We start from the raw sequence: 26538 nt of genomic DNA, 5'->3' as shown, positions 1-26538 counted from the left end.
CCTCGGACCTATCCAGCCGCCTCGACCGCCGCCGGCGCTTCCTGACTGACGCCGGATGTTGGTGCCGGTTCCTGTTCGAGTTCCAAGGTGGACAGGATCGCCTTGAGTTCATCGAACTGACGCTGCAACGGAGCCAGTTTCTCTTCCATGGCCGCAATCTCGGCATCCAGCGACTCGCTGGTTTCGTTGACCTTGCGAAGTACTTCCAGGCGGCTTTCGATGAGACGTTTGCGGTCCTTGATCTGGTGAACTAGAGGCCCCAAGGCGGTTGAGCCCCAGGTCTTGGCCTCGTTGTGTGCCTGCCCGAACATCTCGCGCGCATTGGCGATGATGGTGCCATACAGCTTCTGCACCACCAGGCTCTGCTCCATCAGGGTGGAGGCCGCGCTGTTACGGAATTCCTCACCCTCGTCGAAGATACGCTGCAGTTCCACCTCGTATTTGTGGAATGACAGCATGACCGGCTGCAGGTCAGTGAACCCATGCTCGTCACGGAATCGCGCGTAAATGGCCTTGACCAGCCGCCTGGCCTCTTCGGCAATGGCCGAGGCCTTCTCCAGCACCACACGCAACTCGTCCAGCACGTTCTTCATCGAGTTCTTCATGCCGATGGTGGTCAGGCTCCCTGCCGTCTGCTTGCGCATGCGGCGCACGATGGGATCGATGGTATCGGCGCCCAAGGCCTCGATCAGCAAACGCACCTGGACCAGAAACACGCGCCGACTGGCCTGAAAATTATCCACGCTGGCCAGATAGCGCCCCTGCTGCTCCCGGGTTTCCTCCATGAGCTTGTGGGTCATCTCATGGTTATTGATGTCGATCTTGCGCATGTCAGCCAACTGGCGCTCGATGTCGGTCATTTCGGCGCCCAGTGTCGCGGCCGACTCCCGCACCAGATGTCCCACATTGTGGGATACCGCCTCTCGCAGGATGGTCTGGCGTTCGCGCACCACGCTATTGGCAAGATAATTCTCGATCCCCCGCAGCCGGCTCTTGTCCAGCAGCGCCTCGTCGCCCTTGACCTTGGCCAACAAGGCCTGCTTGGCCGATACCGGAAAGATCGAACCTTCCGCCACTTCCAGTATCTGGGCGGTGGTCGCAATCTGTTCATGGATGGATTTCTCGATGGCTTCCTCGCCCTGCAGATCACCCCACATGGAGTCGATCTTGTTCATCACCACCGCCAGTCCGCCATGGTGGGAATGGCGCGAGCCGCGCACGTGGTTGCGCCACATGTCCAAGTCGCTCTTGGTCACGCCGGTGTCGGCGGCCAGGACGAACACCACGGCCTGGGCGCTGGGCAGCATGTGCAGGGTCAGCTCCGGCTCGGCGCCCAGGGCATTGAGGCCCGGCGTATCCAGGATGGAAAGGCCTTCCTTGAGCAGATAATGGGGAAAGCTGATCAGGGCATGGCGCCAGGCGGGAATCTCCACGAATTCAGGGGGCAGGCTCTGACCCGGGCGCATCTCGTCGAAGGCGAGGCCGAGCTTGACGGCCTCCTGGTAGGGCACCTTCTTGGTGGCAGCGAGTTCGCGGAATGCCTCCTGCATCTGAACCGGGGAGTTGGGGTCAAGCTCGATCTGCAGCCAGCTGTCGGCGTGGCGCTTGTACTCGCTGAGGGAGGTCTCCGTCAGCCGGGTGTCGATGGACAGCAGGCGGATGTAGGCCCCGCCCTTGGTGTCGTAGAAGATTTCGGTGGGGCACATGGTGGTGCGGCCCGGCGATGAGGGCAGCAGGCGCACGCCGGTGTCGGAGAAAAACAGGGCGTTGATCAGCTCCGTCTTGCCCCGTGAGAATTCCGCGGCGAAAGCCACCACCAGGCGGTCTTCCCTGAGACTTTCCTCCATGTTGAGGATGCTCTCATTGATCGTATCGCCGTTCAGCCCGTATGTATCCAGCCAGGCCTTGTAACGATCGAGGGCGCCGATCAGCGCTTCCCTCCATTGCCCGTAACCCCTCAGTTTTTCCTCGAGCTGCATCTTGCTCATCTGTGACTCTCGACTTGTTGCCCGCCGGCGGGGTGAGTGCCCATGTCCAAACTATCGGAAGTGTAGACCAATTCCTTTCCCAGTCCGAGGGACGGCGGGACTTCCCTGTCGCTTAGAGTGATCGCGGGGGTCAGCTCAACAGGGCGATGGTCTGCTGCAAGGGCGGCAAGATCACCATTTTCCCCACCTGCAGGGCAATCAAGGCGATCAGCGGCGACAGGTCAATCCCCGCGATCGGACCGATGAGCTTGCGGCAAGTCCGCATGGTCGGTTCGGTGAGGCTGTAGAGCAGGGAGCTGGCCGGGTTGTAGCTCATGGAACCGAACCAGCTCAAGAGCGCGCGGATGATGATCGAGAACGTCATCACATTGAAGAACAGTTCCAGCAACTGGCTCAGGGCCCACACCGACAGCACGGCCAGGCTGGCGCTGACGCCCTGCAGCAGGAAAACCAGATAGCCACCCAGCATTTGCACGATGAGCATCAGGACCAGGGACGAGGTGTCGATACGACCCAGGGAGGGTATGAAACGCCTCAGAACACGCAGAGGCGGATGGGTGATCTTCACCAGAGCCTGGGAAATTGGATTATAGAAATCCGCCTCCACCCACTGGAACAGGAAGCGTAGCATGATCGCGAAGACATAGAGGCTGAACAGGGTGTCGACCACGAACACCGTGGGATTGACCAGATAACCCAGATCCATCACACGTTCCCCCATTGTTTAGCCAGTTCCCCGGCGCGCTGGCGCGCGGCGGTCATCGCCTCGCTGATCAGATTGCGCAGCCCCGATGCCTCGAAAACGCCGATGGCCTTTTCGGTGGTACCGCCGGGCGATGTCACCCGTCGTCTCAATTCCGCTGGAGATTCTTCCGATTCCATCGCCAGCCTGGCGGAGCCCAGGGCCGTCTGCTGGGTCAGCAAGCGTGCCGTCTCGGCGTTTAGACCCAGGGCGACGGCCGCCTCCTCCATGGCTTCCATAAACAGGAAGAAATAAGCAGGACCGCTGCCGGACAGGGCTGTCACGACGTCCAGCAATTCCTCGCTGTCCACCCACACGGTCAGCCCGACCGCCCGCAATACCGCTTCGGCCCTACTGCGCTGTTCACTGCTCAGGCTGGCGACGCCGTGCATGGCGGTGGCGCCGGTCTTGACCAGTGCCGGCGTGTTGGGCATGCAGCGCACGATATCGATGCCACCCCCCAGCCATTGATCAATATCGGCCTCCAGCACGCCCGCCGCCAGGGAGATGATCAGGGGCTTGTGCTTCTGCACCGAGTCCGCGATGCCGCCGGCAACCTCCTTAAGCATCTGCGGCTTGACCGCAAGAACCAGGATCTGCGCGTGCTCCACCACCTGACGGTTGTCTGAGGTCGTTTGAATGCCGAAGTGATTGGCCAGGTGTCTGAGCTTGTCGCCTTCCACGTCGGAAGCCCAGATATTGGCTGGCGGATAAGCATCCGCCAGAAGGCCGGCAATCAGGCTGCTCGCCATGTTGCCGGCACCGATGAATCCCAAGGTCTGCTGTTTCATAATGTCCTGAATTGGATAGGATCAGCCTATTTTACTGTGGAACCGCTCGATTTTTCAGTGCCGCGTTCGGTTTCAAGGATTTCGCCATCAGCTCGCCCTGGCGGGCCGCGCGCCGAAGATGGCGGTACCGATGCGGACCAGGGTCGCCCCCTCCGCCACCGCTGCCTCAAGATCGTCGGACATGCCCATGGACAGTGTGTCCAGGCCCGGAAGTTCCAAACTGACCAGGGCTTCCCGCAGTCTGCGGAACGCCAGGCGCTGGTTCGCGGTATCGGTGTCCGGTGCCGGAATCGCCATCAGGCCGCGCAGACGCAGCCGAGGCAGTTCCGCCACGGCCGCGGCGAGTTCCGACAATTCGGGGATGACGATGCCCGATTTGCTTGCCTCACCACTCACGTTGACCTGGATGCAGACATTGAGCGGCGGCAGTTCCTCCGGGCGCTGCTCACTGAGACGCTGCGCGATCTTCAGGCGATCGAGGCTGTGCACCCAGGCAAAGTGAGAAGCCAGGGGCCGCGTCTTATTGGACTGGATCGGGCCGATGAAGTGCCAGGTGATCCCCAGGTCCTGCAGTTGCTCTTGCTTGGAGAGGGCTTCCTGCAGGTAGTTCTCGCCGAAATCGCGCTGTCCCAAACCATAAGCCTCGCGGATCGCGCTTGCCGGATGGGTCTTGCTCACCGCGATCAGGCCCACCGTACCGGCGGCCCTGCCCGCCGCAGCCTCGGCGGCAGCCAGGCGCGCCCGCGTCGCCGCCAGGCGCTCAGAGATTGAGGTCATCGTAGTCGAACCGTCTATACTTTTGCGTCGGAGCGGCAAGGGTAAGGTCGCCCGCCTCTTCCTTCAAGACCGAACACACTGAGGTACCCATGGATATTGCCGAACTGCTCGCCTTCTCTGTCAAGAACGGCGCCTCCGACCTGCACCTGTCATCCGGCTTGCCCCCCATGATCCGCGTCGACGGCGATATTCGCCGCATCAACGTGCCCGCACTGGACCACAAGGAGGTGCACGCCCTGGTCTACGACATCATGAATGACAAGCAGCGGCGCGATTACGAGGAATTCTTCGAGACGGACTTCTCCTTCGAACTGCCCGGCGTGGCCCGTTTCCGCGTCAACGCCTTCAACCAGGACCGCGGTTCGGCGGCGGTGTTCCGAACCATTCCCTCCAAGGTTCTGACCCTGGATGAATTGGGCTGCCCGCCCTTCTTCCAGGAAGTCACCCGCCATCCGCGTGGCTTGATCCTTGTGACGGGCCCCACGGGTTCCGGCAAGTCCACCACCCTGGCGGCAATGATTGACTACGTCAACGGCAACGATTACTCCCATATTCTCACCGTTGAGGACCCCATCGAATTCGTGCACCAGAGCAAGAAGTGCCTGGTCAACCAGCGCGAGGTGCACCGCGACACCCTGGGTTTCAACGAGGCCCTGAGATCGGCCTTGCGTGAAGACCCGGACGTTATCCTGGTGGGTGAAATGCGCGACCTGGAAACCATCCGCCTGGCCCTGACGGCCGCCGAAACCGGCCATCTGGTGTTCGGCACCCTGCACACCAGTTCCGCCGCCAAGACCATCGATCGCATCATCGACGTGTTCCCCGCGGCCGAGAAGGACATGATCCGATCCATGCTCTCCGAGTCCCTGCAGGCGGTCATCGCCCAGACCCTGATGAAAAAGATCAGCGGGGGGCGCACGGCGGCCTGGGAGATCATGGTAGGCACGCCGGCCATCCGAAATCTGATCCGCGAGGATAAGGTGGCGCAGATGTATTCCGCCATTCAGACCGGACGCAAGGACGGCATGCAGACCTTGGACCAGCATCTGCAGGAACTGGTGGAGAAGGGCGTCGTCTCGCGCCAGATCGCGCGCACCAAGGCTGTCAACAAGACCGCGTTCTAGCGGGCGGAGGGCCCCATGGATTTTGAATCCCTGCTGATGCTCATGGCTCACAAGAAGGCCTCGGACCTTTTCATCGTCCCGGGCCGTGAGCCCTGCTTGAAGGTCGACGGCGCCATCCAGCCCATCGCCAGCACCAAGCTGAACGCGGAACAGGCGCGCCAGATCGTGATGAGCGTGATGAATCAGCGCCAGCGCGATGAATTCGAGAACACCAAGGAGTGTAATTTCGCCATTTCATCGGAAGGTCTCGGCCGCTTCCGCGTCAGTGCCTACATCCAGCGCGACACGCCCGGCATGGTGCTGCGCCGCATCGAGACCCATATTCCCACGGTGGAGGAACTGCACCTGCCGGAGATCATCAACGATCTCGCCATGACCAAGCGCGGCCTGATCCTGTTTGTGGGCGCCACCGGCACCGGCAAATCCACCTCGTTGGCGGCGATGATCAAGTACCGCAACGAGCATTCCAGCGGCCACATCATCACCATCGAGGACCCGCTGGAATATGTGCACCCCCATGCCGGTTGCATCGTGTCCCAGCGCGAGGTGGGAATAGACACCGAATCCTACGAGGTGGCCCTGAAGAATACACTGCGCCAGGCGCCGGATGTCATTCTCATCGGCGAAATCCGCACCCGCGAGACCATGCAGCATGCCATCACCTTCGCCGAGACCGGCCATCTGTGCCTGAGCACCCTGCACGCCAACAACGCCAACCAGGCCCTGGACCGCATCCTGCATTTCTTCCCCGAGGACATGCATCCCCAGTTGTTCATGGACCTGTCCTTGAATCTGCGGGGCATCGTCGCACAGCAGTTGATCCGCCGCGCCGATGGCAAAGGCCGCTATCCGGCGGTGGAGATCCTGCTGAACACGCCCCTGGCCTCCGACCATATCCGCAAGGGCGAGGTGCACAAGCTTAAGGAGTTGATGAAACAGTCGCGCGAGCAGGGCATGCAGACCTTCGACCAGGCCCTGTACGACCTCTACAAAGCCGGCAAGATCAGCTACGAGGACGCACTGCATTCGGCGGACTCCAAGAACGAGGTCCGTTTGATGATCAAGCTGGGCGAAACCGGCAGCATCGAGAAGTACTCCTCGCAGCATGACAATATGTTCATCGTGGATGACGATTGATGGGCGGCAGCGCGCTTGCGCTTGAAGCACGTCCATCGGCTATGGCATCATAAAAGGTCATTTTACAAGGCGTTGAACGGTTGTGCTGGGCGTCGCAGCCAAGCCGCCCGCCACGACGTCTACGGCGCGCGTCCGCCGTTTCCCCGCCCCTTTGCATCCATAGGTGACCCATGCCAGGCCGCAACCATCTGTACGTCCCAGGACCCACCAACATCCCGGATGCCGTGCTCAGCGCCATGCATGTGCCCTCGCAGGACCATCGCGCGCCGGATTTTCCCAAACTGGTCAAGCCGCTGCTGGAGGATCTGAAAAAGATCTTCCGCACCGAGAAGGGTCAGTGCTTCATCTTCCCCGCCACCGGCACCGCCGGCTGGGAAATCGCCCTCACCAATACCCTCTCGCCCGGGGACAAGGTGCTGACCTACCGTTTCGGCCAGTTCAGCCATCTGTGGATCGATCTGGCCAAGCGCCTGGGCCTGGACGTGGAATTCCACGAGGTGCCCTGGGGCCAGGGCGTGCCGGTGGATCATCTGGAGGCGCGTCTGAAGGAAGACAAGTCTCACCAGATCAAAGCCGTGCTGGCCTGCCATAACGAAACCGCGACCGGCGTCACCAGCGACCTGCCAGCCATTCGCAAGGCTATCGACGCCGCCGCGCACCCGGCCCTGTTCTACATCGATGGCGTCAGTTCCATCGCTTCCATCGAGTTCCGCATGGACGAATGGGGCGTGGACGTGGCCTTGAGCGGCTCGCAGAAGGGCTTCATGCTGCCCGCTGGCCTCGCTTTGCTGTGCTTCAGCCAGAAGGCGCTGGCGGCCCGCGAAGGGGCGCAATGCAAGCGCGCCTTCCTGGATATCTACGACCACACGGTGCACAACCCGGGCGGCTATTTCCCCTACACCCCCTCGATTCCGCTGTTGCATGGCCTGCGCAAGGCCCTGGACCTGCTGCTGGAGGAAGGCCTGGACACGGTCTACGCGCGACACGCGCGACTGGCCGAGGGTACCCGCCGCGCGGTGGCTGCCTGGGGCCTCAAGCTGTGCGCCCAGGATCCCAAGTGGTACTCCAACACGGTGTCCGCCATCGTCGTTCCCGAAGGCTTCGACGCCCGTGACGTGATGCACTATGCCTATCACCGCTACAACCTGTCCCTGGGGGCCGGCCTATCGGAAGTGATGGGCAAGGTGTTCCGTATCGGGCATCTGGGCGATCTGAACGAATTGATGCTGTGCAGCGCCATTGCCGGCGCCGAAATGGCCATGCGTGACGTGGGGATTCAGGTCACGCCCGGCAGCGGCGTGGGCGCGGCCTGTGAATACTGGCGGGAAACCGCCCCCGCCCTGGCGCCGCGCTAATGCCGGCCTCACTATCCGCCTAGCGGAGCACCGCCGGCCCCCGCACAGGAACTCTCATGAGCAAGCCCAAAGTCCTCGTCACGCGCCGCTGGCCTGCGCCGGTGGAAGCGCGCCTTCAGGAACTGTTCGACGTCACCCTGGATGAAGCTGATCAGCCCCTCGGCCCGCAGCAGCTGCAAGAGGCCCTGCGCAGCTACGATTGCGTGATGCCCACGGTGACCGACCCGCTGCCGGCCGAAGTGCTGCAGGTGGAACCCTTACGCACCAAGATCCTGGGCAATTTCGGCGTGGGTTACAACCACATCGACGTTGAATCCGCCAAGGCGCTCGGACTCACCGTCACCAACACGCCGGATGTGCTCACCGACTGCACCGCGGACATCGCCATGACCCTGATGCTCATGGTGGCTCGCCGCGCCGGCGAGGGCGAGCGCCAGGTTCGGGCCGGGCAATGGAGCGGTTGGCGCCCGACTCACCTGCTCGGCACCAAGGTGGTGGGCAAGACCCTGGGCTTGATCGGCTTCGGGCGAATCGCCCGCGCCATGGCGAAAAAGGCGCACCATGGCTTCGACATGCCGGTGATCTTCTACGACCCCTATCCGCCGGCCGACGATCTCTGTCAGGCCCTCGGCGCCAGCCGCCGCGGCAGCGTCGAGGAGGTGCTCCAGCAGGCTGATTTCGTGGCCCTGCATTGTCCGGGCAGCAAGGAGAACCGCCACCTCATCAATGCCGAGCGACTGGCCTTGATGAAGCCCGGCGCCTACCTCATCAACACCGCCCGCGGCGACGTGGTGGACAACGAAGCCCTGATCCAGGCCCTGAAGAACAAAGCCATCGCCGGTGCCGGTCTGGATGTCTACGAAGGCGAGCCCAGGCTCAATCCAAGCTTTCTGGAATTGGAGAACGCCGTGTTGCTGCCGCACCTGGGCAGCGCCACAGAAGAAACCCGAATCGCCATGGGAATGCGCGTCATCGAGAATGTCACGGCATTTTTTGCCGGGCAGACGCCCCGCGACAAGGTGGTCTGAGTGGGCATGGGATTGTCCATTTCGGCGGGCCTGTGGCCCAACGAAGCGGCCGTGTTGGACGCGCAGACCTACATGGAATTGGCCGGGCGGCTGCGTCCCGCCTTCCTCGAACTGCTGCGCCACGAGCAGATGAGCGCGAGCCTGGCCGAGCCGCTCGGCAGGGTCTACCTGCCGCTGGCGGCCTGGGTGAACGCGCAGCGGCAAGGGCGTCCCTTCGTGCTGGGCGTCAACGGCGCGCAGGGCTCGGGAAAATCCACCCTGTCCGCCTTCCTGCAACGAATCCTGCGCGAGGCCTTCGGTCTCAAGGTGGCCGGTTTTTCCATCGATGATCTCTACCGGACCCATGAGGAACGGGAGCGCCTGGCCCGGGAGGTGCATCCACTGCTGGCCACCCGCGGGGTCCCCGGCACCCACGACGTGGCGCTCGGCTTGAGCCTGCTGGATATCCTCACGGGTGATACCTCGTCCAGGGTGTCGCTGCCGGTCTTTGACAAGGCCCACGATGACCGTGCGCCGGAAAAGGAATGGCCCGAGATCGAAGCGCCAGTGGACGTGGTGATCTTCGAGGGCTGGTGCGTGGGCGCGCGACCACAGACCGAAAACGACCTGCTAAAGCCCCTCAACGAACTGGAGCAGCGCGACGATGCCGAGGGCACTTGGCGCCGGCATGTCAACGCGCAACTGGCAGGTCCCTATGCCGCGCTGTTCGCGAGGATCGACCGTTTGGTCATGCTGCGGGTGCCCAGCCTCAGTTGCGTTTACGAGTGGCGCAGCCTGCAGGAAGACAAACTGGCGGCAAAAGCGGCCCGGGCGCACCAGCATCGCATCATGGATTCATCCGGCCTCAAGCGCTTCATCATGCACTATGAACGCCTCACCCGGCACATGCTGGAGGAGATGCCGGACCGCGCCGACATCACCCTGTACCTCGACGAACACCATCAGTTCACTTCCATCCACCTCAACCACTGAGAATCATGACCGTAAAATCGTTTCATCCGCCCGTCAGGACCCTGATGGGCCCAGGGCCTTCCGATGTCCACCCCCGTATCCTGGAAGCCATGGCCAGGCCCACCATCGGCCATCTCGACCCGCTGTTCGTGGGCATGATGGACGAGATGAAGGCCCTGCTGCAGTATGCCTTCAAGACCCAGAACGAGTTGACCCTGCCGGTGTCGGCGCCGGGTTCCGCCGGCATGGAAACCTGCTTCGTCAACCTGGTGGAACCGGGCGACAAGGTCATCGTCTGCATCAACGGCGTGTTCGGCGGCCGCATGAAGGAGAACGTCGAGCGCTGCGGCGCGACCCCCATCATCGTGGAAGACGCCTGGGGCATGCCCGTGGACCCGCAGAAGGTGGAGGACGCCCTCAAGGCCAACCCCGACACCAAGATCGTGGCCTTCGTGCAGGCCGAGACCTCCACCGGCGCCTACTCCGACGTGGAAACCATCTCCAAGCTGGCCCATGCCAAGGGAGCCCTGATCATCGTCGACGCTGTGACCTCCCTGGGCGGCTCGCCGCTGAAGGTGGACGAATGGGAAGTGGACGCCATCTATTCCGGCTCGCAGAAGTGCCTGTCCTGCACGCCGGGGCTCTCGCCGGTCAGCTTCAGCACCCGCGCCGTCGAGACCATCAAAAACCGCAAGACCAAGGCCCAGAGCTGGTTCCTGGACCTCAGCCTGGTGATGAACTACTGGGGCGGCGGCACCAAGCGCGCCTACCACCACACCGCGCCCATCAATGCGCTCTACGGCCTGCACGAGGCCCTGGTGATGCTGCAGGAAGAAGGCCTGGAGAAATCCTGGCAGCGCCACACCGACCTGCACCTTGCCCTGCGCGCCGGCTTCGAGGCCATGGGCCTGGGCTATCTGGTACCCGAGGCCGCGCGTCTGCCGCAACTCAACTCGGTCACCGTGCCGGAGGGCGTGGACGAAGCGGCGGTCCGCAGCACCCTGCTGAACCGCTACAACCTGGAGATCGGCGCGGGCCTTGGCGCCCTGGCCGGCAAAGTCTGGCGTTTCGGCCTCATGGGCGCCAGCGCCACCCCAAAGAACGTGCTGTTCTGCCTGAGCGCCCTGGAAGCCGTGCTGGATGAGCAAAACGCACCCATCGCACGCGGCGTGGCCCTGGACGCGGCGCAGAAGGTGCTGATCGCCAAGGGTTACTGATGCGCCGTAGCGCCTGCCCTCGCGGCAGCGCCTAGGTCATTAACCCTGATCACGGGGCAGGTTAGCCCTGCCCCGTCCCATTCATCCCATTCGAGGGTCGTCTCGTGAGCCTTTCGGAAGCACTTTTCGCCCTGCCCCAATACATCCTGCCCCATCACCCCCTCTCGCGGGTGGCGCAGCACGTGACCCGCTGCGAAAACCGCGTGTTCAAGGACGCCTTGATCCGGACCTTTATCCGCCTCTATGACGTGGACATGAGCCAGGCTCTGGAGGGCGATCCAGGCAGCTATCCCAGCTTCAACGCCTTCTTCACCCGGGCCTTGAAGCCGGAGGCGCGTTCCCTGGCGGCGGGTGAGAAAACCTTGCTATGCCCCGCCGACGGCGCGGTAAGCCAGTTGGGGAATATCGAGGATGACACGATTTTCCAGGCCAAGGGAAAACACTACAGCGCGATGGAACTGCTCGGCGGCGACGCCGACCGGGCCGCGGCTTTCCAAAACGGCCGCTTCGCCACCATTTATCTGTCCCCGCGCGATTATCACCGCCTGCACATGCCCGTGGGCGGACGGCTGAAACAGATGATCCATGTGCCGGGGCGCTTGTTCAGCGTCAACAACGCCACCGTGAACCAGGTGCCGCGCTTGTTCGCGCGCAACGAGCGGGTGGTCTGCCTGTTCGAGACCGAGGCCGGACCCATGGCCCTGGTGCTGGTGGGCGCGATTTTCGTCGCCAGCATCGAGACCGTCTGGCACGGCGTTGTCACCCCGCCCACGCGGGCCGAGATCCAGTGCTGGGATTACTCCGATAAGTCCCTCTTCCTGGATGCGAGCGCGGAAATGGGCCGCTTCAACATGGGTTCCACCATCATCGTGCTGTTCGGGGAGCAGGCAGCCAACTGGGATGCCGGCTTGGCGGCGGGCACGCCGGTGCGCATGGGGCAGGCGCTGGGCAGCCTCGTCTAAGTAGGGGGCGGACCTGGCGGCGCTTGGAGGCGCGCGATGCTGGAACTGATCTTTTCCAACCGCTATGAGCTGCTGGAAGCGGCCTTGCTGGACGATCTCGCCCAGGCGCCAAGCAACCCTCTGGAACCCCAAAGCCTGGTGCTGCCCACCCTGGCGGTGCGGCGGCGGGTTGATCTGGCTTACGCCGACCGCCACGGCGTTTGCGCCAACCTGCGCTGCCAATTCCTGGCCCAGTGGCTCTGGGAGCAGATCGGTCAGTTCGTCGATGTGCCGCGCACCTCGCCCTTCGCCCCGGACGCGCTGCAGTGGCGCATCTTCCGCCTGCTGGGCGAGAGCCCGGGGGATGTCCCCGCTTCCCAGCGGCTCCAGGCTTACCTGGGCAAATCCGATGATGGCATGCGCCTGGAATTGTCCCAGCGCATCGCGTCCTTGTTCGATCAGTACCTGACCTACCGCCCGGAATGGTTGCATGCCTGGTCTGTGGGCGAGGCGGCAGAGATCGGCGCCGACGGCGCGCAGGCCCGCGAGGACGCGCAATGGCAGGCCGTCCTGTGGCAGCGCATCACCCGCGAGCTGGGCATGAGCCCGTTTCACCCCGCCGGCGATTTTTTCCGGCAAGCGCCTGGCATCGCCGCTGACGACCCCAGGTTGCAGGCCTTGCCGGGTCGCGTCGCTATCTTCTGTCTCCCCACCTTGCCGCGCCTGTACCTACACCTGCTGGAATGGCTTGCGCGGTGGATGCCCATCCGCCTCTATCTGCTGAACCCCTGCCAGGAATACTGGTTCGAGGTGGTGGAGCCAAAGCGCCTGGCCTATCTGAGCTTGCAAGGCAAGGACCTGCTGCACGAAACCGGCAACCCGCTGCTGGCCTCCTGGGGGTGCCAGACCCAGGCCCAGATTGACCTGCTGTTGGGCGAGTCGGAAGCGGAGACAGAGGTGGACGGGCTGTTCCAGCGCCAGGCCGGCGACAGCCTGCTGGGCCGCTTGCAGAACGCGATCCTGGATTTGCAGGGCTTGCATGCCGGCGGCCTCGAGCTGCCTGATGCGAGCATCGAGTTTCATGCCTGCCACAGCCTTCAGCGGCAATTGGAGGTGCTGCACGATCGGCTTCTGGACACCTTCGATGCCCAAGGCGGACCCGGACCCGCCGACGTCCTGGTGGTCACACCACAACTGGCCACCGCCGCGCCATTGATCGACGCGGTGTTCGGCGCGCAACCGGCGGGTCGGCGCATCCCCTACGCCATCACCGGCCGCCCCGCCATCCAGGATAACGCGGTCGCTCGCTTCCTGACCGCACTCTTCGCGCTGAGCCGCGGCCGGTTCACCGCCAGCGCCGTGTTTGACCTGCTGCTCCAGCCTGCGGTGGCGCGCCGCTTCGGTTTTTCCACCGTGGATCTGAACAGCGTGCAGGACTGGATGCGCGGCTCGGGCATCCGCTGGGGCGTCGATGGACAACACCGGGCCGCGTGCGGCCTGCCGGAGTCGGCGCAGCATACCTTTGCCGACGGACTGGGTCGACTGTTCCTGGGCTATGCCATGCCGGACGGCGACGACAGCCTGGTCGCCGGCATGCTGCCTTACGCGGCAGTCCAGGGCATGGAGGCGCGGGTTCTGGGCCAGTTCGACCATTTTGTCGAGGCATTGCGGGAGGCCTGCGCGCAACTGCGTGAGGCCCAGACCGTCAGCGCCTGGCGTGAACGGCTCGAGCAGCTATTGGCCACGCTGCTGCAACCCGACGCGGACGAAACCGCCGCGCTGCGGGATGTGCGCGATACCCTGACGGGTCTCTGCGAGCGGATCGCCGCCGGCGCCGGCGAGCTCCCCATCGCTCCGGAGGTGATGGAAACCGCGCTGAGCGAGGCCTTGGACGATCCGGTCCGGGGCGGCGTGCCCTCGGGCCGGGTCACCTTCGCCGCCATGCCCAGCCTGCGCGCACTGCCCTATCGGGTGATCTGCTTTCTGGGGATGGATGACGGCGTGTTTCCCTCCCCGGTGGTCACCGCCGAGTTCGATCTCATGGCGCAGAGCCCGCCGCGCCGGGGCGACCGCCAGCGCCAGCGCGACGAGCGCAACCTGTTCCTCGACCTGGTGCTGTCGGCGCGTGAGCGTGTCATCTTCACCTACACCGGCCGCAGCATCCGCGATAACGCCCGGCTGCCCCCCTCGGTGCTGGTGTCGGAATTGCTGGATCATCTGGCGCAGGCGTTCGCCGCCGAAAGCGAGGGGACGCTGGATTTTCACCAGGCGCGCGCCGTCATGGTGCTGGAACATCCGCTCCAGGCCTTCTCGCCCCGCTATTTTCAGGGCGATGCACGGCTGTTCAGCTACGACAGCGCGTATTGCGCAGCGGCCCGCACCCGCTTTTGCGCAACGACCGCCGACCTCTCCGCCATGACGACCGAAGCATTCGGCGAAGCAGAGGACGCTGAAGCCGAATCGCCGCGACCGCCATTTTTTGCGGCTCCCCTGTCGCCGCCCGACCTCGAATCGTTCAGCCAGGTCACCCTGGAGCAGCTATTCCAGTTTTTCCGCAATCCCAGCCGTTATCTGTTGCGCGAGCGCCTCGGAATCCAACTTCAGGATGCACCAACGGCCCTGTGCGACGAGGAACCCTTCGCGCCCGACTGGGACAGCCGCCGCGAGTTGAGTCAGCGCCTCTTGCCGCTGCTGCTGCAGGGCATGCCCCTCGCCGAGGCCAACGCGCTGGCCCAGGCAGGACGAGAATTCCCAGAGGGTCTGCCGGGGGAGTTGCACCGGCAGCGCGAACTGAGCGAACTCAAGGGCTTTGCCGAGCGAGTGCGTGCGGCCCTGGAGCCGACCCGTGCCGAGCCCGCCAGTTTCCTTCACGAGTTCGATCTGGACGGCGCAGCCTGGTCGCTCTCAGGTGCCCTCATCCATCTGCATCCGGGAGGACAGGTCCGCTTCCGCTACGACAAGGCGCGCGAATCCGATTACCTCTCGGCCTGGATTTACCACCTGGCGCTGTGTGCGCTGTCGCAGGCCGCGAGCGCCCCGGTGACGCGGGCTTTAGCCGCGGATGGCGAGTTCCGGTTGCGCCCGGTTGCCGAGCCCCTGCCACGGCTGGCCGATCTGATGGCCTTGTATCGGGAAGGGCTAAGCCGGCCCTTGCCCTTCTTCCCCCGCAGCGCTTTCGCCTACGTCACCGATGGCGGCCTGCGTGCCGCCCGTGGCAAGTGGCTGGGTAATGAATTTGCCTCGGGCGAGCGCCTCGATCCCTGGCACCGCCTGGCCCTGCGCGGTCGGGCCGACCCCTTGGACAGCGAATTTGCGGCCTTGGCCGAACGCATCCTGGGCCCGATGCTGGAACATCTGGAGCCGGACGCATCGTGAGCACGCCAGCGGAACTGGATGTGTTCCACTGCCCCCTGGACGGCATCCAGCTGATCGAAGCCTCCGCGGGCACCGGCAAGACCTGGAACATCTGCGGACTCTACCTGCGGCTGCTGCTGGAGCAGAAGCGCAGCGTGCGCGAAATCCTGGTGGTCACCTTCACCAATGCGGCCACGGCGGAACTGCGCGAGCGCATTCGCGCCCGCCTGCTGGACTTGTCCCTGGCCCTGGAGGCTGGGGTTGGCGCCGACCCGTTCATCGAAGGCTTTACCGCCGCGGTGTTTGCCAGTGGCCGCGTGAATCCGGACGAGGCCGCCGATCGGCTCAGGCTGGCCCTGCTCAGCTTCGACGAAGCCAGCATCTTCACTATTCACGGTTTCTGCCAGCGCGCCCTGGCGGATACCCCCTTCGCGGCGGGCCTGCCTTTCCGCTTCGAGCTGATGCCCGACGACAACGACCTGAAGCGTGAGCTGGCCAGCGACTTCTGGCGCACGCAGGTGGTTCACGGCAGCCTGAGCCGCGAATTCACCGCCTACCTGCTGGACCAGGGCAGTGGCCCGGACTGGCTGGTGAAACACTTGAAGCAGCGCCTGCAGAAGCCACTGGCGCGCCTGGTGTGGCCAGATTTCTCGGCGATGGGCGACTTGCAGCCGCCCCTGGATCGCATGAACGCCCTGTTCCTGGCCGCGCAGGCCCTCTGGCAACGGGAGTCGGAGGCCATCCTCGAACTCCTCCAGGCTGCCTTGCCGCAACTAAACGGACAGACCTACAAACCCGCCTCCATCAGTGCGTCCGCCTCGAATTGGCAAGGCTATTTCGACGGGCAGAATCCGTTGGGCGCGCTGGGCGAGAAGCAGCTTCTGCTCAGCGCCGAGCGCCTCGCGGAGAAAACCAAGAAAAACTGCGTGACGCCGCAGCACCCCTTCTTCGACCTGGCTGCCGAACTCCTTGCTCTGCACGGGCAGATCAGCACGGGCCTGCAACTTAGACGCCTGCAACTCTTGCATGATTGGCTGGCCTTCGCGCCCGCCGAACTGGCGGCGCGCAAGCAGACGCGGCGCGTGGTGTCTTTCGACGACCTCCTGGGCAAGCTGTTTCAGGCTCTAGATGGCGGCGATTATCCCTGGCTGACGGGCGCGCTTCGCCAGCGCTTTCCCTGCGCGCTCATCGACGAGTTCCAGGATACCGACCCGCTGCAGTTCGGGATTTTCCGGCATATCTACGCAAGCGGCGAGAAAAGTGCCTCGCTGTTCCTGGTGGGTGATCCCAAACAGGCGATCTACAGCTTCCGCAGCGCCGACTTGCATACCTACCTGGCGGCCCGTGGCGAGGCCGCGCGCCTGCACACCCTCAGCGCCAACCAGCGTTCCTGCGCCGGCCTGATCGATGCCTGCAACGGGCTGTTCCAGGCCAACCGCCAGGCCTTCGTGCTGGCCGGGCTCTACTATCACGCGGTGCGACTGGGTGAGAAGCCGCGCGCTGCCTTCACCGACGCCAGCGCGGCACGTGGCGCCCTGGAACTGTGGGCCCTGCCCGAGGTCGATGGCGTCGGGCCGGTAAAGCCGCTGCTGCAGGAACAGGTGCCGGCCGCCTGCGCGGCCGAAGTGGCGCGCTTGATCAACGCCGCCGAGGCGGGCCTGATCCGTATCGGCGAGCGCCCGTTGCGGGCATCGGACATCGCCCTGCTGGTGCGCAGCCACGCCCAGGGCGCACGCCTGCGCCTGGCCCTGGCGGAGCGCGGCGTGGCCAGCGTGGAACTGTCGCAGCAGTCCATCTTCGCCACGGAGCAAGCGGAGGAACTGGAGCGCATCCTGCAAGCCGTGATCGATCCGACCCGTATCGGCCCGATCAAGGCGGCCCTGGCGACCGAGATCATGGGCGAGGACGGCAATCGCCTCTTCGCCCTGAATATGGACGAAGCCCGGCTCGCCGCCTGGCTGGAGCGCTTTCAGGACTACCGGCGTACCTGGCAGGAGCAGGGCTTCGCCTTATTCTGGCAGACCCTGCTGCGCGACTGCGGGACCGCTCAGCGGCTCCTGGGCGGCCCGGGCGGCGAACGCAAGCTCACCAACCTGGTTCACCTCGGTGAATTGCTGGTGGCCGCCACCCATCCGCGCACTGGGCCTGAGGCGCTGCTGCGCTGGCTGGCCGAGCGCCGCCGCGACGGCAGCAATGAGGAAGTGGCGCAACTCCGGCTGGAATCCGACGAGAACCTGGTGCAGATCCTGACCATTCACAAGTCCAAGGGCCTGGAGTTCCCCATCGTCTTCTGCCCCTATCTATGGGATGGTGGAAGGCGCCCGAGCGGAAAGGAGGAGTGTCTCGCCTACCATCTGGAGGGTAAAAGCGTTCTGGATTTTTCGGTCGCGGATGAGGCGCGCTGCCTGGCCCAGCAGGGCTTGGACCTGGAGGACGCCGCCGAGCAGGTGCGTCTGATCTACGTGGCCCTCACCCGCGCGATCCATCGCTGCTATCTGATCGCGGGCAACTATCTCACGGTGCAGGGCAGCGGTACCAGCAGCAAGGAATCCAGCCGCGGCCTGCTCAACTGGCTGGCAGCCGGGGACGGCATCGATTTCAGGGCTTGGAGGCAAGGAGGCGGCGAACCCACAGCCATCACCGCCGCCTGGGAGCGGTTGGCGGCAGCCACGCCCGGCGTGCGCCTGTCGGTCTTGCCCGGCCAATCCGCCGAGCAGTTCCAGTCAGCACAGCTGCCGGCGGAAGCCTTCCGCGCCCGTGAGATCGCGCGACTACCCAGGGAAGGCTGGCGTTTGGGCAGTTTTTCCGGGCTGGTACGCAGTGGAGCCTCCGAACATCCCGTCGCGGACCGCGACGGTTCGGCCGTCGAGGAAGAGAGGCTTTCACCGGAGCCCACGGCGCGCCTGGAAGGGAACGACATCCTGCGTTTTCCCCGGGGCGAGCAGGCGGGCCACTGCCTGCACCGGGCGCTGGAACTGGCCGACTTCACCGAGCCGCGTTCCTGGCCCGGCGCCATCCAACAGGCGCTGGCGGAGTATCCGCAGGGCGAATCGGGAATGAGCCGGGCTGAGCTTGTGGCCATGATGGAGAACCTGTTTTCCGACCTGCTGGGGACGCCACTACGGGACGGCATTCGCCTGGACGGCATTGGCCGTTCGCAGCGGCTGACGGAACTGGAATTCTGCCTGCCCCTCGGGCATCTCGCCCCCAAACCCCTGGCGCACTGGCTGCAGCACCATGGCTATGGCTACGGCGCGCTCGGATTCAGCGCCTTCTCCGGGTATCTCAAAGGTTTCATCGACCTGGTATTCCAACACGGCGGGCGCTATTTCATCGTAGACTGGAAATCCAATCACTTGGGCGATGGCCTTGAGGATTATGGGCCCGCCGGGGTGCAGCTTGCCATGGACCAGCACGGCTACCACCTTCAGTACCTCTGCTACACCCTGGCGTTGCACCGCTATCTGCGCTTCCGGCTGCCGGACTACGACTACGACGCGCATGTTGGCGGATGCCTGTATCTGTTCCTGCGTGGCGTCAGGCCCGGCTGGCACAACCCGGATGGCACGCCGTCAGGGGTCTACTTCCACCGCCCCGAGCGGGCGGTTCTGGACAGCCTGGAGCAGTTGTTCAGTCAACCGGCCGCTGGGCCCACCGCATGAATCCGCTAGACACGCCCGAAGAGTCCCTGGCGGACGGTTTTGCCCGTCGAATGCTCGGGCTGTCCCAAGCCCTGGATGAACCGGCTCGCGATCTCCTGTTCCGCGCCGCGCGCGCGGTGAGCCTGGCCACCAGCGCCGGCCATGTCTGCGTGGACCTGCGCGAGGCCTTGCAACTGGGACCTCAGGACGATGTATCGGCCGCCTGCGCCCAGCTCCAGGCGACGGGGCTGGTGACGCTTTCAGACTCTCCTTCCTTGCTGCCCTTGGTGATCGATAGCGCCAACCGCCTTTACCTGGCCCGCTATTTCGATTACGAACGGCGTCTGGCAGCGGCCCTCCTCGCCCGCACCGGCCCGCTTGCGGCGGAACCGCAGCCGGAAGACCGCGCCCTGCTCGACCGCCTGTTCAGCGCCAATCGCGCGCGCCTGGAAGAAAGGGCTGACTGGCAAAAACTGGGCTGCGCCATGGCCCTGTGCAACCGTCTCACCATCGTCGCTGGCGGCCCCGGGACGGGCAAGACCACCACGCTGGTGAGCCTGCTGGCGGTGCTGCTGCGCGCTCAGCCCCAGTTGCGCGTGGCCCTGGCGGCGCCGACCGGGAAGGCCGCGCAGAGGATGCGCGAAGCGATGCAGCAGCGTGCCGCGGCCCTGCCTGAGGACATTCGGGACCGGCTGCCGGACAAGGTGCACACGGTGCATCGACTGCTTGGCGCGGTCCCGGATCGACGCCGCTTCCGCCACCATGCGGGCAACCCCTTGCCCATCGACCTGCTGGTGGTGGACGAGGCCTCCATGCTTGACCTAGCCCTTGCCACGCGCTTGCTGGAGGCCGTGCCAGGCGAGGCCCGCGTGGTCTTTCTGGGCGACAAGGACCAATTGGCGGCGGTTGAAGCGGGGGCCGTGTTTCACGAGATCTGCACCGATCCCGGCTTAGATGACGGCTGCCGGGAGCGCCTGGCGGCATTGACCGGTTGCGCTGTCGCCGCCATCCGGCCGCTGCCGCCCCGGCAGGCATCGCCGCTGCGCAACTGTGCCGTATGGCTGGATGACAGCCTGCGCTACCGGCAGGATTCAGGCATAGGTCAGCTGGCGGCCGATATCAACCGCGGCGATGGTGCCGCGGCCTTGCGGCGGCTCGGCAGCGGAGCGCACCCGGAACTGGAATGGATCCGCGATGGGGGGCCCAGGCTGGCAGCCGTCTCCATGAACGCCCTGGCCGCTGGCTTCGACACCTATCGGGAGGCGGTGCAGGCCTTCACCGGCGACGCGGCGGACGCCTTCGCCGCATTCGACCGTTTCCGGGTCCTGTGTGCCGTGCGGGCGTCGGAGCGCGGTGCGGAGCGGCTCAATCAGGCCCTGAGCGCCCGTTTTCGCGAGGGATTGCGCGATCCGCGCGACAAGGCGCGCAACCCCTGGTTTCCGGGCAGGCCGCTGATCATCACCAGCAATGACTACGGGCTAGGCCTGTTCAACGGCGACGTGGGGCTATGCCTGCCGGCAGCGGAGGGAGGCCTGTTGGCGTACTTCCCGGAACCTGGGGGCGGGTACCGCAGCCTGGCGCCATCGAGGCTCCCGCCCCACGAGACTGCCTTCGCCATGACCGTGCACAAGGCGCAAGGCTCCGAATTCGCGCAGGTTGCCTTGGTCCTGCCCGCCACCAGCAGCCGGGTCCTGAGCCGCGAACTGCTCTTTACCGCGGTGACGCGCGCGCGGCGCAAGGTGATGCTATTCGGCGCCGCCGAAATGCTGGCGCAGGCTATTGCAACCCAAACCCAGCGCAATTCCGGTCTGCTGGACCGCCTCCGGGAACTTGCTCCGCCGAGCCCCGTCGAAGGCTCGCGCGCCGCCCATGATCGTGTATCATAACGCGCTTATATCCGATTCGAGTTTGGGAGCTAAGACCGTTGCCTATGCCTAGTTTTCGCGAATTCAGCCTCATCGGCGTCATCGCCTCGTTGGCCGTCTTCACCGGCTGCGCCGGCGGCGGATACAGCGGGATGGCCGCGAACCCGGCGGTCTCCGCCGCGGGCCAGTCGGCCATGAATGCCGCGAGCCAGGCCGCTGCCCAGTCCATCGTCAACAGCGCCGCCGGCGCCATGGGTGTGCAAAACCCCATGATGAACGCCGTCCTGCAGAACATGACCCAGGGCGTCATCAACAGCCAGATTGGTCAGCAGGTGCAACCGGCGGACCAGAACTTCCGGCTCCAGCAACTGGAAGGCATGGTGCAGCAGGGAACGGTGAACCAGAACCAGCAGTGGAGCAACCCGCAGACGGGCAGCACCCTCTCGGTGACCCCGGTAGGACAGGCCCAGGTGGACCCGACGTCCCGCCAGAACTGCCGTGATCTGGAGGAGATCTACACCTCCAGCAGTGGCCAGCAGATTCGTGAGCTGCGCCGCGCCTGCCAGGACGCCAGCGGCCGCTGGGTGCTGGTTCAGTAGACCCACCGCCCGGCGCCCTTCCTTGCACGCGCTGTCCGCAAGCGATGCCCTGGATGAGAGGGACCTGCTGCGCATGGGCCGCCATGTCCTGCAGATCGAGGCGGATGCGATCGCGGCGCTGACCGCGCGACTGAACGGCAGCTTTGTCAGTGCCTGCCGCATGCTATTGGCGTGCCGCGGGCGCATCGTCGTTACCGGCATGGGCAAATCCGGACACATTGCCGGCAAGATTGCCGCTACCCTCGCCAGTACCGGCAGCCCTGCCTTTTTCGTCCACCCGGGCGAGGCCAGCCATGGCGATCTGGGCATGATCACCCGGGAGGATGTGGTGCTCGCCCTGTCCAGTTCCGGCGAAACCGACGAGGTGCTGACCATCCTGCCGCTGATCAAGCGCATCGGTGCCGGACTGATCGCCTTAACCGGGAATCCAGAATCCACGCTGGCGCGCCAGGCCGATGTGCACGTGGACGTGGCGGTGTGCGAAGAGGCCTGCCCCTTGGGACTGGCGCCCACGTCCAGCACCACCGCCGCGCTGGCCATGGGCGACGCCCTTGCGGTCGCCATGCTTGAGGCACGCGGTTTCACCCGCGAGGATTTCGCCCTGTCCCACCCCGGCGGCAGCCTGGGCCGGCGCTTGCTGTTGACCGTGCGCGACATCATGCACCGCGGCGCGGACATACCGGCAGTGTCGCCGGAGACCCTTGTGCGCGATGCTGTGCTGGAGATGACGGCGAAGAAGCTGGGCATGACCGCCGTCATCGACGCCGAAAGCCATCTACTCGGCATTTTCACCGACGGCGACCTCAGGCGCTTGTTCGAACAAGCCGGCGACATCCATGCGACGCGCATGGCCGATGTCATGACTCGCGGCTGCGCCCGTGTCAGCGGCGATTGCCTTGCCGCCGAGGCGGTGCACATCATGGAGTCCAGGCGCATCAACGCGCTCCTGGTGGTAGACGCGAATAACGTGTTGGAGGGTGCTCTGAACATGCATGACCTGCTGCGCGCCGGGATTGCCTGATTTTTTGCATAGACATCCATGCAGGACATACACGCGAAAGCCGCAGCCATAGAATTGGTGATCTTCGACGTGGACGGCGTGCTCACCGACGGGCGCCTGTTCTTCGATGACGCCGGGCGCGAGTACAAGAGTTTCCACGTGCGCGACGGTTACGGCATCAAGGCGCTGCAGCGGGGCGGAGTGAGCGTGGGCGTCATCTCCGGCCGCCGTTCCCGCGCGGTGGAACTGCGCATGGAAAGCCTCGGCATCGCGCACGTCTATCTGGGCCAGGAGGACAAACTGCCCGCCTTTGAAACCCTGCGCGAAGCGCTGGGCCTGGAGCCGGGGCAGATTGCCCATGTAGGGGATGATCTGCCCGACCTGCCCATCCTGCGCCGCGTCGGTCTGGCGATCGCCGTGGCCGACGCCCATCCGTCCATCCTGCCTCATTGCCACTGGCGCACGTCCCTGCCCGGCGGACACGGCGCTGCGCGCGAAGTCTGCGATCTGCTGCTGGCCGCCCGCGGCTTGTCCAATCTCACCGTCTCCGCCTCGGCCTGAACCCGTGCTGCAGCAGCGCCCCATCAGCAACTATGTCGCCCTGCTGGCGCTGGCGGCCGGCACCTGGTGGCTGGCGGACTACCTGACGCCCAAGGAAGCGCCGACGGAAAAACTCTCCCGGGGGAAGGTGGACTATTATTCCACCCACATCAGCCGCACCGTCATGACGCCCGAGGGCATTCCCAAGAGCCTGCTCTACGCCGTCACCATGACCCACTACAAGGGCAGCGACCGGACGGAGATGGAAAAGCCGGTGATGACCCTATACAAGGCTAATGCGTCGCCCTGGATCATCCATTCCGACACCGCCACCTCCCTGTCCGGGGGTTCCGCGGTGTACCTGAACGGCGATGTGCTGATCACGCGGGAAACCAATCAGGGCGACATCGTCAAGATCATCACCCGCGACGTAAAATACGACCCTGAAAAGAATTACGCAGAAACCGCAGAGTACGCGACCATACTCGGACCCGGCGACAAGCTGAGCGGAACCGGGATGCAGGTCTATTTCGAACCCGATCTGAGAGCCAACCTTCTCGCCGATGTACGTAGAACCCATGAGATGCATCCGAAGGACAGCAAAGTCCGCAAACGCTGAGGCCGCCCGCAGGCCAGGCGCATCAGCCTCAGCCCGCAAGGTGGCGGTCGGACTGCCCTTGCTGTCGTTTCTCTGGCTGAGCCTTGCCGGCGGCGGTGCGCTTGCCCTGGAAAGCGATTCCAGCCAGCCCATCAATATCGAGGCGGATGCCGCGACCTACGACGAGGCCAAGGGCGAGACCATCTACACGGGCAATGTGCATACCACCCAGGGCAGCCTGGATGTGCTGGCCGACAAGATGATCGTGTACCAGAAGTCGGGCAAGACGGAGAAGATCGTGGCCTTCGGCAAGCCCGCCAAACTCAAGCAGACGCCGGAGCCCGGCAAGCCCGACTGGCACGGCCTTGGCCAGCGCGCCGAATATTTTCCCGACACCGGCATCCTGATTCTGTACGACAACGCCCTGGCGTGGCAGGGCGAGAAGGCCGACACCAGCGACCGGGTCGCCAGCGACCGCATCGAATACGACAGCCGCAATTCGGTGATGAAGGCCGGCACGCCCTCGGCCGCAGGCAGCCGTCGCGTGCACGTCACCCTGCAGCCGGAGAACAAGCCCGCCAAGCCCGCGAGCAGCAATCCATGACCCTTTTGTCCGCGCGCGACCTCAACAAGACCTACAACAAAAGGCGCGTCGTCGACGGCGTCTCCCTGAGCATGCACAATGGCGAAGTGGTCGGGCTGCTCGGCCCCAACGGAGCCGGCAAGACCACCACCTTCTACATGATCGTCGGCCTCATCAAGCCCGATACCGGCAGCATCCATCTGGATGAGGCCTCCATCACCCATCTGCCCATGCATGCGCGCTCCCACTTGGGCCTGGGCTATCTACCCCAGGAACCCTCCATCTTTCGCAAGCTGACGGTGGCGGAGAACCTCAGGGCGGTACTGGAACTGCGCCGGGACCTGAGTAACGGGCAAAGGGACCTGCGCATCGAGGAACTGCTGGAGGAATTCAGCGTCAGCCATTTGCGCGACCAGCCGGCCATCGGGCTGTCCGGCGGCGAGCGCCGCAGGGTCGAAATTGCCCGAGCCCTGGCCTGCGAGCCGCGCTTCATGCTGCTGGACGAGCCCTTTGCCGGCGTCGACCCCATTTCCATCATCGACATCCAGAAGATCATTCAGCATCTGAAGAGCCGCGGCATCGGCATTCTCATCACCGAGCACAATGTGCGCGAAACCCTGGGAATCTGCGACCGTGCCTACATTCTGGCCGGCGGAAAAGTCATCGCCGAGGGCAGTTCGAACGAAATCGTGCAAAATCAGGAGGTCCGCAAGGTCTACCTGGGCGAAAACTTTTCACTCTGAGCCCCTGTCGATGTTCCCGAGGCGGTGCCGATTAGACTAGAATGTCAGCAAAAGTCGGACCACATTTGCAGGGGACCCGCGATTCAGCGCCATGAAACAGAGCCTTCAACTTCGCCTCGGTCAGCAGCTGACCATGACGCCCCAGTTGCAGCAGGCCATCAAGCTGCTTCAGTTGTCTACCCTCGATCTACAACAAGAAATCCAGCAAGCGCTCGATTCCAACATGATGCTGGAGGTCGCGGAAGAGGAGAACACCTATTCCGACATCTCCGAGCCGGTGGAAAGCGCCTCCCAAAGCACCGATTACGGTGAGCTCCCCAATCTGGATACGGCCTCTGAGATCCCCCAGGAACTTGCCACGGACTCATCCTGGGAGGATGTCTACGACACCGTGCAGTCCTATACGCTGCCCCAGCAGAACGACAATGAGGGTGACGACTACCTGTTCCAGCGCGCCCCCTCCCAGACCTTGCAGGACCATTTGTACTGGCAGCTGGAGCTGACGCCCTTCGGTGACCAGGATCACGCCATCGCCACCGCCCTGGTCGACGCCGTGAACGACGATGGCTATCTCACCAACAGCGTCGAGGACATCCATCAAGGGCTTTTGCACCAGATCGAGGACCTGGAACTGGATGAAGTGAAGGCGGTTCTGCACCGCCTGCAACATTTCGACCCACCCGGCGTGTGTGCGCTGGACTTGGCGGATTGCCTGAGCATCCAGCTGCGCCAGTTGCCGGAGGACACGCCCTGGCGGGAAAAGGCCCTGGAGCTCACCTCCAGGCATCTGGACCTGCTGGCCAAAAAGGATTTGAACAAGCTCAAGCGCCTGCTCGAACTCGGCGATGACGAACTCAACCAGGTGATTGCGCTGATCCGCACCCTGGAACCCAAGCCGGGAAGGCAGATCAAATCGGAGGACGCCCAATACGTCATTCCCGACGTGTTCGTGTCCCGCATCGGCGACGAGTGGCTGGTATCCTTGAACCCGGACATCTCACCCAAGCTCAGGGTCAACCCGTTCTATTCCAACATGATCAAGCGCGCCGACAACAGCGCCGACAATGTCTGCATGAAGAACCACCTGCAGGAAGCGCGTTGGTTCATCAAGAGCCTGCAGAGCCGCAATGAGACCTTGCTGAAGGTGGCCCGATCCATCGTGGATCACCAGAAGGACTTTCTGGAGTTCGGCGAGCGCGCCATGAAGCCCCTGGTTTTGCGCGACGTGGCCGAGGAAGTGAGCATGCACGAGTCCACCATTTCCCGCGTCACCACCCAGAAGTACATGCATACGCCCAACGGGGTGTACGAATTCAAGTATTTCTTTTCCAGCCACGTCTCAACCGACGCGGGCGGCGAATGCTCCGCCATCGCCATCAAGGCGTACATCAAGGAACTGATCGAGCAGGAGGACTCCACCAAGCCCCTGAGCGACCATACCTTGTCCGCCGAACTCAAGAAAAAAGGCATCAACGTGGCGCGCCGTACCGTCGCCAAATACCGCGAGGCCATGAACATTGCCCCATCCAACGAAAGGAAGCGCGTCTTCTGACGCGACTCCGCG

General features: G+C 64.2%; 21 protein-coding genes. 17 read left to right on the top strand and 4 right to left on the bottom strand.

What is annotated here, in order from left to right:
• Window positions 1-8: 8 nt before the first annotated feature.
• The 4 genes from EK23_RS05650 to EK23_RS05635 all read right to left on the bottom strand — a co-directional run bounded on the left by EK23_RS05650 (window position 9) and on the right by EK23_RS05635 (window position 4298).
• Entirely contained in the window at window positions 9-1988 is a 1980-nt protein-coding gene (locus tag EK23_RS05650; protein ID WP_045224306.1) for a dynamin family protein, read from the bottom strand.
• A 130-nt stretch (window positions 1989-2118) separates the two neighbouring features.
• Window positions 2119-2709 (bottom strand): YggT family protein, encoded by a 591-nt coding sequence (locus tag EK23_RS05645; protein WP_327037033.1) that lies wholly within the window; start codon window positions 2707-2709, stop codon window positions 2119-2121.
• Window positions 2694-3521, bottom strand: a complete 828-nt coding sequence (gene proC / locus EK23_RS05640; protein WP_045224304.1) for a pyrroline-5-carboxylate reductase — start codon at window positions 3519-3521, stop codon at window positions 2694-2696. Before proC ends, EK23_RS05645 begins: the two co-directional genes overlap by 16 nt.
• Before the next feature lie 87 nt (window positions 3522-3608).
• Complete coding sequence (locus EK23_RS05635) at window positions 3609-4298, bottom strand: YggS family pyridoxal phosphate-dependent enzyme (RefSeq protein WP_045224303.1); 690 nt, start codon at window positions 4296-4298, stop codon at window positions 3609-3611.
• An 89-nt stretch (window positions 4299-4387) separates the two neighbouring features.
• Between EK23_RS05635 and EK23_RS05630 the strand changes: the two genes are divergently transcribed.
• The 17 genes from EK23_RS05630 (at window position 4388) to EK23_RS05550 (ending at window position 26526) form a co-directional block, all read left to right on the top strand.
• Window positions 4388-5422 (top strand): type IV pilus twitching motility protein PilT, encoded by a 1035-nt coding sequence (locus tag EK23_RS05630; RefSeq protein ID WP_045224302.1) that lies wholly within the window; start codon window positions 4388-4390, stop codon window positions 5420-5422.
• Between the two features lie 15 nt (window positions 5423-5437).
• Window positions 5438-6559 (top strand): PilT/PilU family type 4a pilus ATPase, encoded by a 1122-nt coding sequence (locus EK23_RS05625; RefSeq protein ID WP_045224301.1) that lies wholly within the window; start codon window positions 5438-5440, stop codon window positions 6557-6559.
• Between the two features lie 170 nt (window positions 6560-6729).
• A complete protein-coding gene (locus tag EK23_RS05620) occupies window positions 6730-7914 on the top strand; it encodes an aminotransferase class V-fold PLP-dependent enzyme (protein ID WP_045224300.1) in 1185 nt (394 codons plus the stop codon).
• Between the two features lie 56 nt (window positions 7915-7970).
• Window positions 7971-8942, top strand: a complete 972-nt coding sequence (locus EK23_RS05615; RefSeq protein ID WP_045224299.1) for a 2-hydroxyacid dehydrogenase — start codon at window positions 7971-7973, stop codon at window positions 8940-8942.
• A 6-nt stretch (window positions 8943-8948) separates the two neighbouring features.
• Window positions 8949-9914: a hypothetical protein gene (locus EK23_RS05610; protein ID WP_235281918.1), complete on the top strand. Its 966-nt coding sequence runs from the start codon at window positions 8949-8951 to the stop codon at window positions 9912-9914.
• A gap of 5 nt (window positions 9915-9919) precedes the next feature.
• A complete protein-coding gene (locus EK23_RS05605) occupies window positions 9920-11110 on the top strand; it encodes a pyridoxal-phosphate-dependent aminotransferase family protein (protein WP_052807950.1) in 1191 nt (396 codons plus the stop codon).
• Between the two features lie 104 nt (window positions 11111-11214).
• On the top strand, window positions 11215-12072 hold the full coding sequence (asd, locus tag EK23_RS05600; protein WP_045224298.1) for an archaetidylserine decarboxylase: 858 nt from the start codon (window positions 11215-11217) through the stop codon (window positions 12070-12072).
• Between the two features lie 36 nt (window positions 12073-12108).
• The gene (gene recC / locus EK23_RS05595; protein WP_045224297.1) at window positions 12109-15426 is read left to right on the top strand and encodes an exodeoxyribonuclease V subunit gamma; all 3318 of its coding nucleotides are present in this window, start codon (window positions 12109-12111) and stop codon (window positions 15424-15426) included.
• A complete protein-coding gene (gene recB / locus EK23_RS05590; protein WP_045224296.1) occupies window positions 15423-19067 on the top strand; it encodes an exodeoxyribonuclease V subunit beta in 3645 nt (1214 codons plus the stop codon). The genes recC and recB overlap by 4 nt, the downstream gene beginning before the upstream one ends.
• Complete coding sequence (gene recD / locus EK23_RS05585; RefSeq protein WP_045224295.1) at window positions 19064-20932, top strand: exodeoxyribonuclease V subunit alpha; 1869 nt, start codon at window positions 19064-19066, stop codon at window positions 20930-20932. The genes recB and recD overlap by 4 nt, the downstream gene beginning before the upstream one ends.
• Before the next feature lie 44 nt (window positions 20933-20976).
• Window positions 20977-21510 carry an RT0821/Lpp0805 family surface protein gene (locus EK23_RS21530; RefSeq protein WP_052807949.1) on the top strand — a complete coding sequence of 178 codons (534 nt, stop codon included), beginning with the start codon at window positions 20977-20979 and terminating at the stop codon, window positions 21508-21510.
• Between the two features lie 22 nt (window positions 21511-21532).
• Window positions 21533-22531, top strand: a complete 999-nt coding sequence (locus EK23_RS05575) for a KpsF/GutQ family sugar-phosphate isomerase (protein WP_327037032.1) — start codon at window positions 21533-21535, stop codon at window positions 22529-22531.
• A gap of 18 nt (window positions 22532-22549) precedes the next feature.
• Window positions 22550-23071 (top strand): 3-deoxy-manno-octulosonate-8-phosphatase KdsC, encoded by a 522-nt coding sequence (kdsC, locus tag EK23_RS05570; protein WP_045224294.1) that lies wholly within the window; start codon window positions 22550-22552, stop codon window positions 23069-23071.
• A 4-nt stretch (window positions 23072-23075) separates the two neighbouring features.
• Window positions 23076-23669 (top strand): LPS export ABC transporter periplasmic protein LptC, encoded by a 594-nt coding sequence (gene lptC / locus EK23_RS05565; protein WP_045224293.1) that lies wholly within the window; start codon window positions 23076-23078, stop codon window positions 23667-23669.
• 58 nt (window positions 23670-23727) lie between these two features.
• Window positions 23728-24252, top strand: a complete 525-nt coding sequence (lptA, locus tag EK23_RS05560; RefSeq protein ID WP_235281917.1) for a lipopolysaccharide transport periplasmic protein LptA — start codon at window positions 23728-23730, stop codon at window positions 24250-24252.
• Complete coding sequence (lptB, locus tag EK23_RS05555) at window positions 24249-24974, top strand: LPS export ABC transporter ATP-binding protein (protein WP_045224292.1); 726 nt, start codon at window positions 24249-24251, stop codon at window positions 24972-24974. The genes lptA and lptB overlap by 4 nt, the downstream gene beginning before the upstream one ends.
• A 91-nt stretch (window positions 24975-25065) precedes the next feature.
• A complete protein-coding gene (locus tag EK23_RS05550) occupies window positions 25066-26526 on the top strand; it encodes an RNA polymerase factor sigma-54 (RefSeq protein ID WP_045224291.1) in 1461 nt (486 codons plus the stop codon).
• Window positions 26527-26538: the final 12 nt, after the last annotated feature.

Origin of the sequence: Methyloterricola oryzae (genome assembly GCF_000934725.1) — a bacterium.
GTDB classification, from domain to species: Bacteria; Pseudomonadota; Gammaproteobacteria; order Methylococcales; family Methylococcaceae; genus Methyloterricola; species Methyloterricola oryzae.
Note: the sequence above shows the minus strand (reverse complement) of the source record. Positions and strands in the feature narration are given on the sequence as shown.

Excerpts from the sequence above, each read along its gene's own strand:
- EK23_RS05635 (WP_045224303.1), bottom strand. The coding sequence starts at position 4,298 with ATGACCTCAATCTCTGAGCGCCTGGCGGCGACGCGGGCGCGCCTGGCT.
- EK23_RS05645 (WP_327037033.1), bottom strand. The coding sequence starts at position 2,709 with ATGGGGGAACGTGTGATGGATCTGGGTTATCTGGTCAATCCCACGGTG.
- EK23_RS05615 (WP_045224299.1), top strand. The coding sequence starts at position 7,971 with ATGAGCAAGCCCAAAGTCCTCGTCACGCGCCGCTGGCCTGCGCCGGTG.
- lptB (WP_045224292.1), top strand. The coding sequence starts at position 24,249 with ATGACCCTTTTGTCCGCGCGCGACCTCAACAAGACCTACAACAAAAGG.
- recC (WP_045224297.1), top strand. The coding sequence starts at position 12,109 with ATGCTGGAACTGATCTTTTCCAACCGCTATGAGCTGCTGGAAGCGGCC.
- EK23_RS05605 (WP_052807950.1), top strand. The coding sequence starts at position 9,920 with ATGACCGTAAAATCGTTTCATCCGCCCGTCAGGACCCTGATGGGCCCA.
- EK23_RS05625 (WP_045224301.1), top strand. The coding sequence starts at position 5,438 with ATGGATTTTGAATCCCTGCTGATGCTCATGGCTCACAAGAAGGCCTCG.
- EK23_RS05610 (WP_235281918.1), top strand. The coding sequence starts at position 8,949 with ATGGGATTGTCCATTTCGGCGGGCCTGTGGCCCAACGAAGCGGCCGTG.
- EK23_RS21530 (WP_052807949.1), top strand. The coding sequence starts at position 20,977 with ATGCCTAGTTTTCGCGAATTCAGCCTCATCGGCGTCATCGCCTCGTTG.
- proC (WP_045224304.1), bottom strand. The coding sequence starts at position 3,521 with ATGAAACAGCAGACCTTGGGATTCATCGGTGCCGGCAACATGGCGAGC.
- recD (WP_045224295.1), top strand. The coding sequence starts at position 19,064 with ATGAATCCGCTAGACACGCCCGAAGAGTCCCTGGCGGACGGTTTTGCC.
- EK23_RS05550 (WP_045224291.1), top strand. The coding sequence starts at position 25,066 with ATGAAACAGAGCCTTCAACTTCGCCTCGGTCAGCAGCTGACCATGACG.
- EK23_RS05620 (WP_045224300.1), top strand. The coding sequence starts at position 6,730 with ATGCCAGGCCGCAACCATCTGTACGTCCCAGGACCCACCAACATCCCG.
- EK23_RS05650 (WP_045224306.1), bottom strand. The coding sequence starts at position 1,988 with ATGAGCAAGATGCAGCTCGAGGAAAAACTGAGGGGTTACGGGCAATGG.
- EK23_RS05630 (WP_045224302.1), top strand. The coding sequence starts at position 4,388 with ATGGATATTGCCGAACTGCTCGCCTTCTCTGTCAAGAACGGCGCCTCC.
- kdsC (WP_045224294.1), top strand. The coding sequence starts at position 22,550 with ATGCAGGACATACACGCGAAAGCCGCAGCCATAGAATTGGTGATCTTC.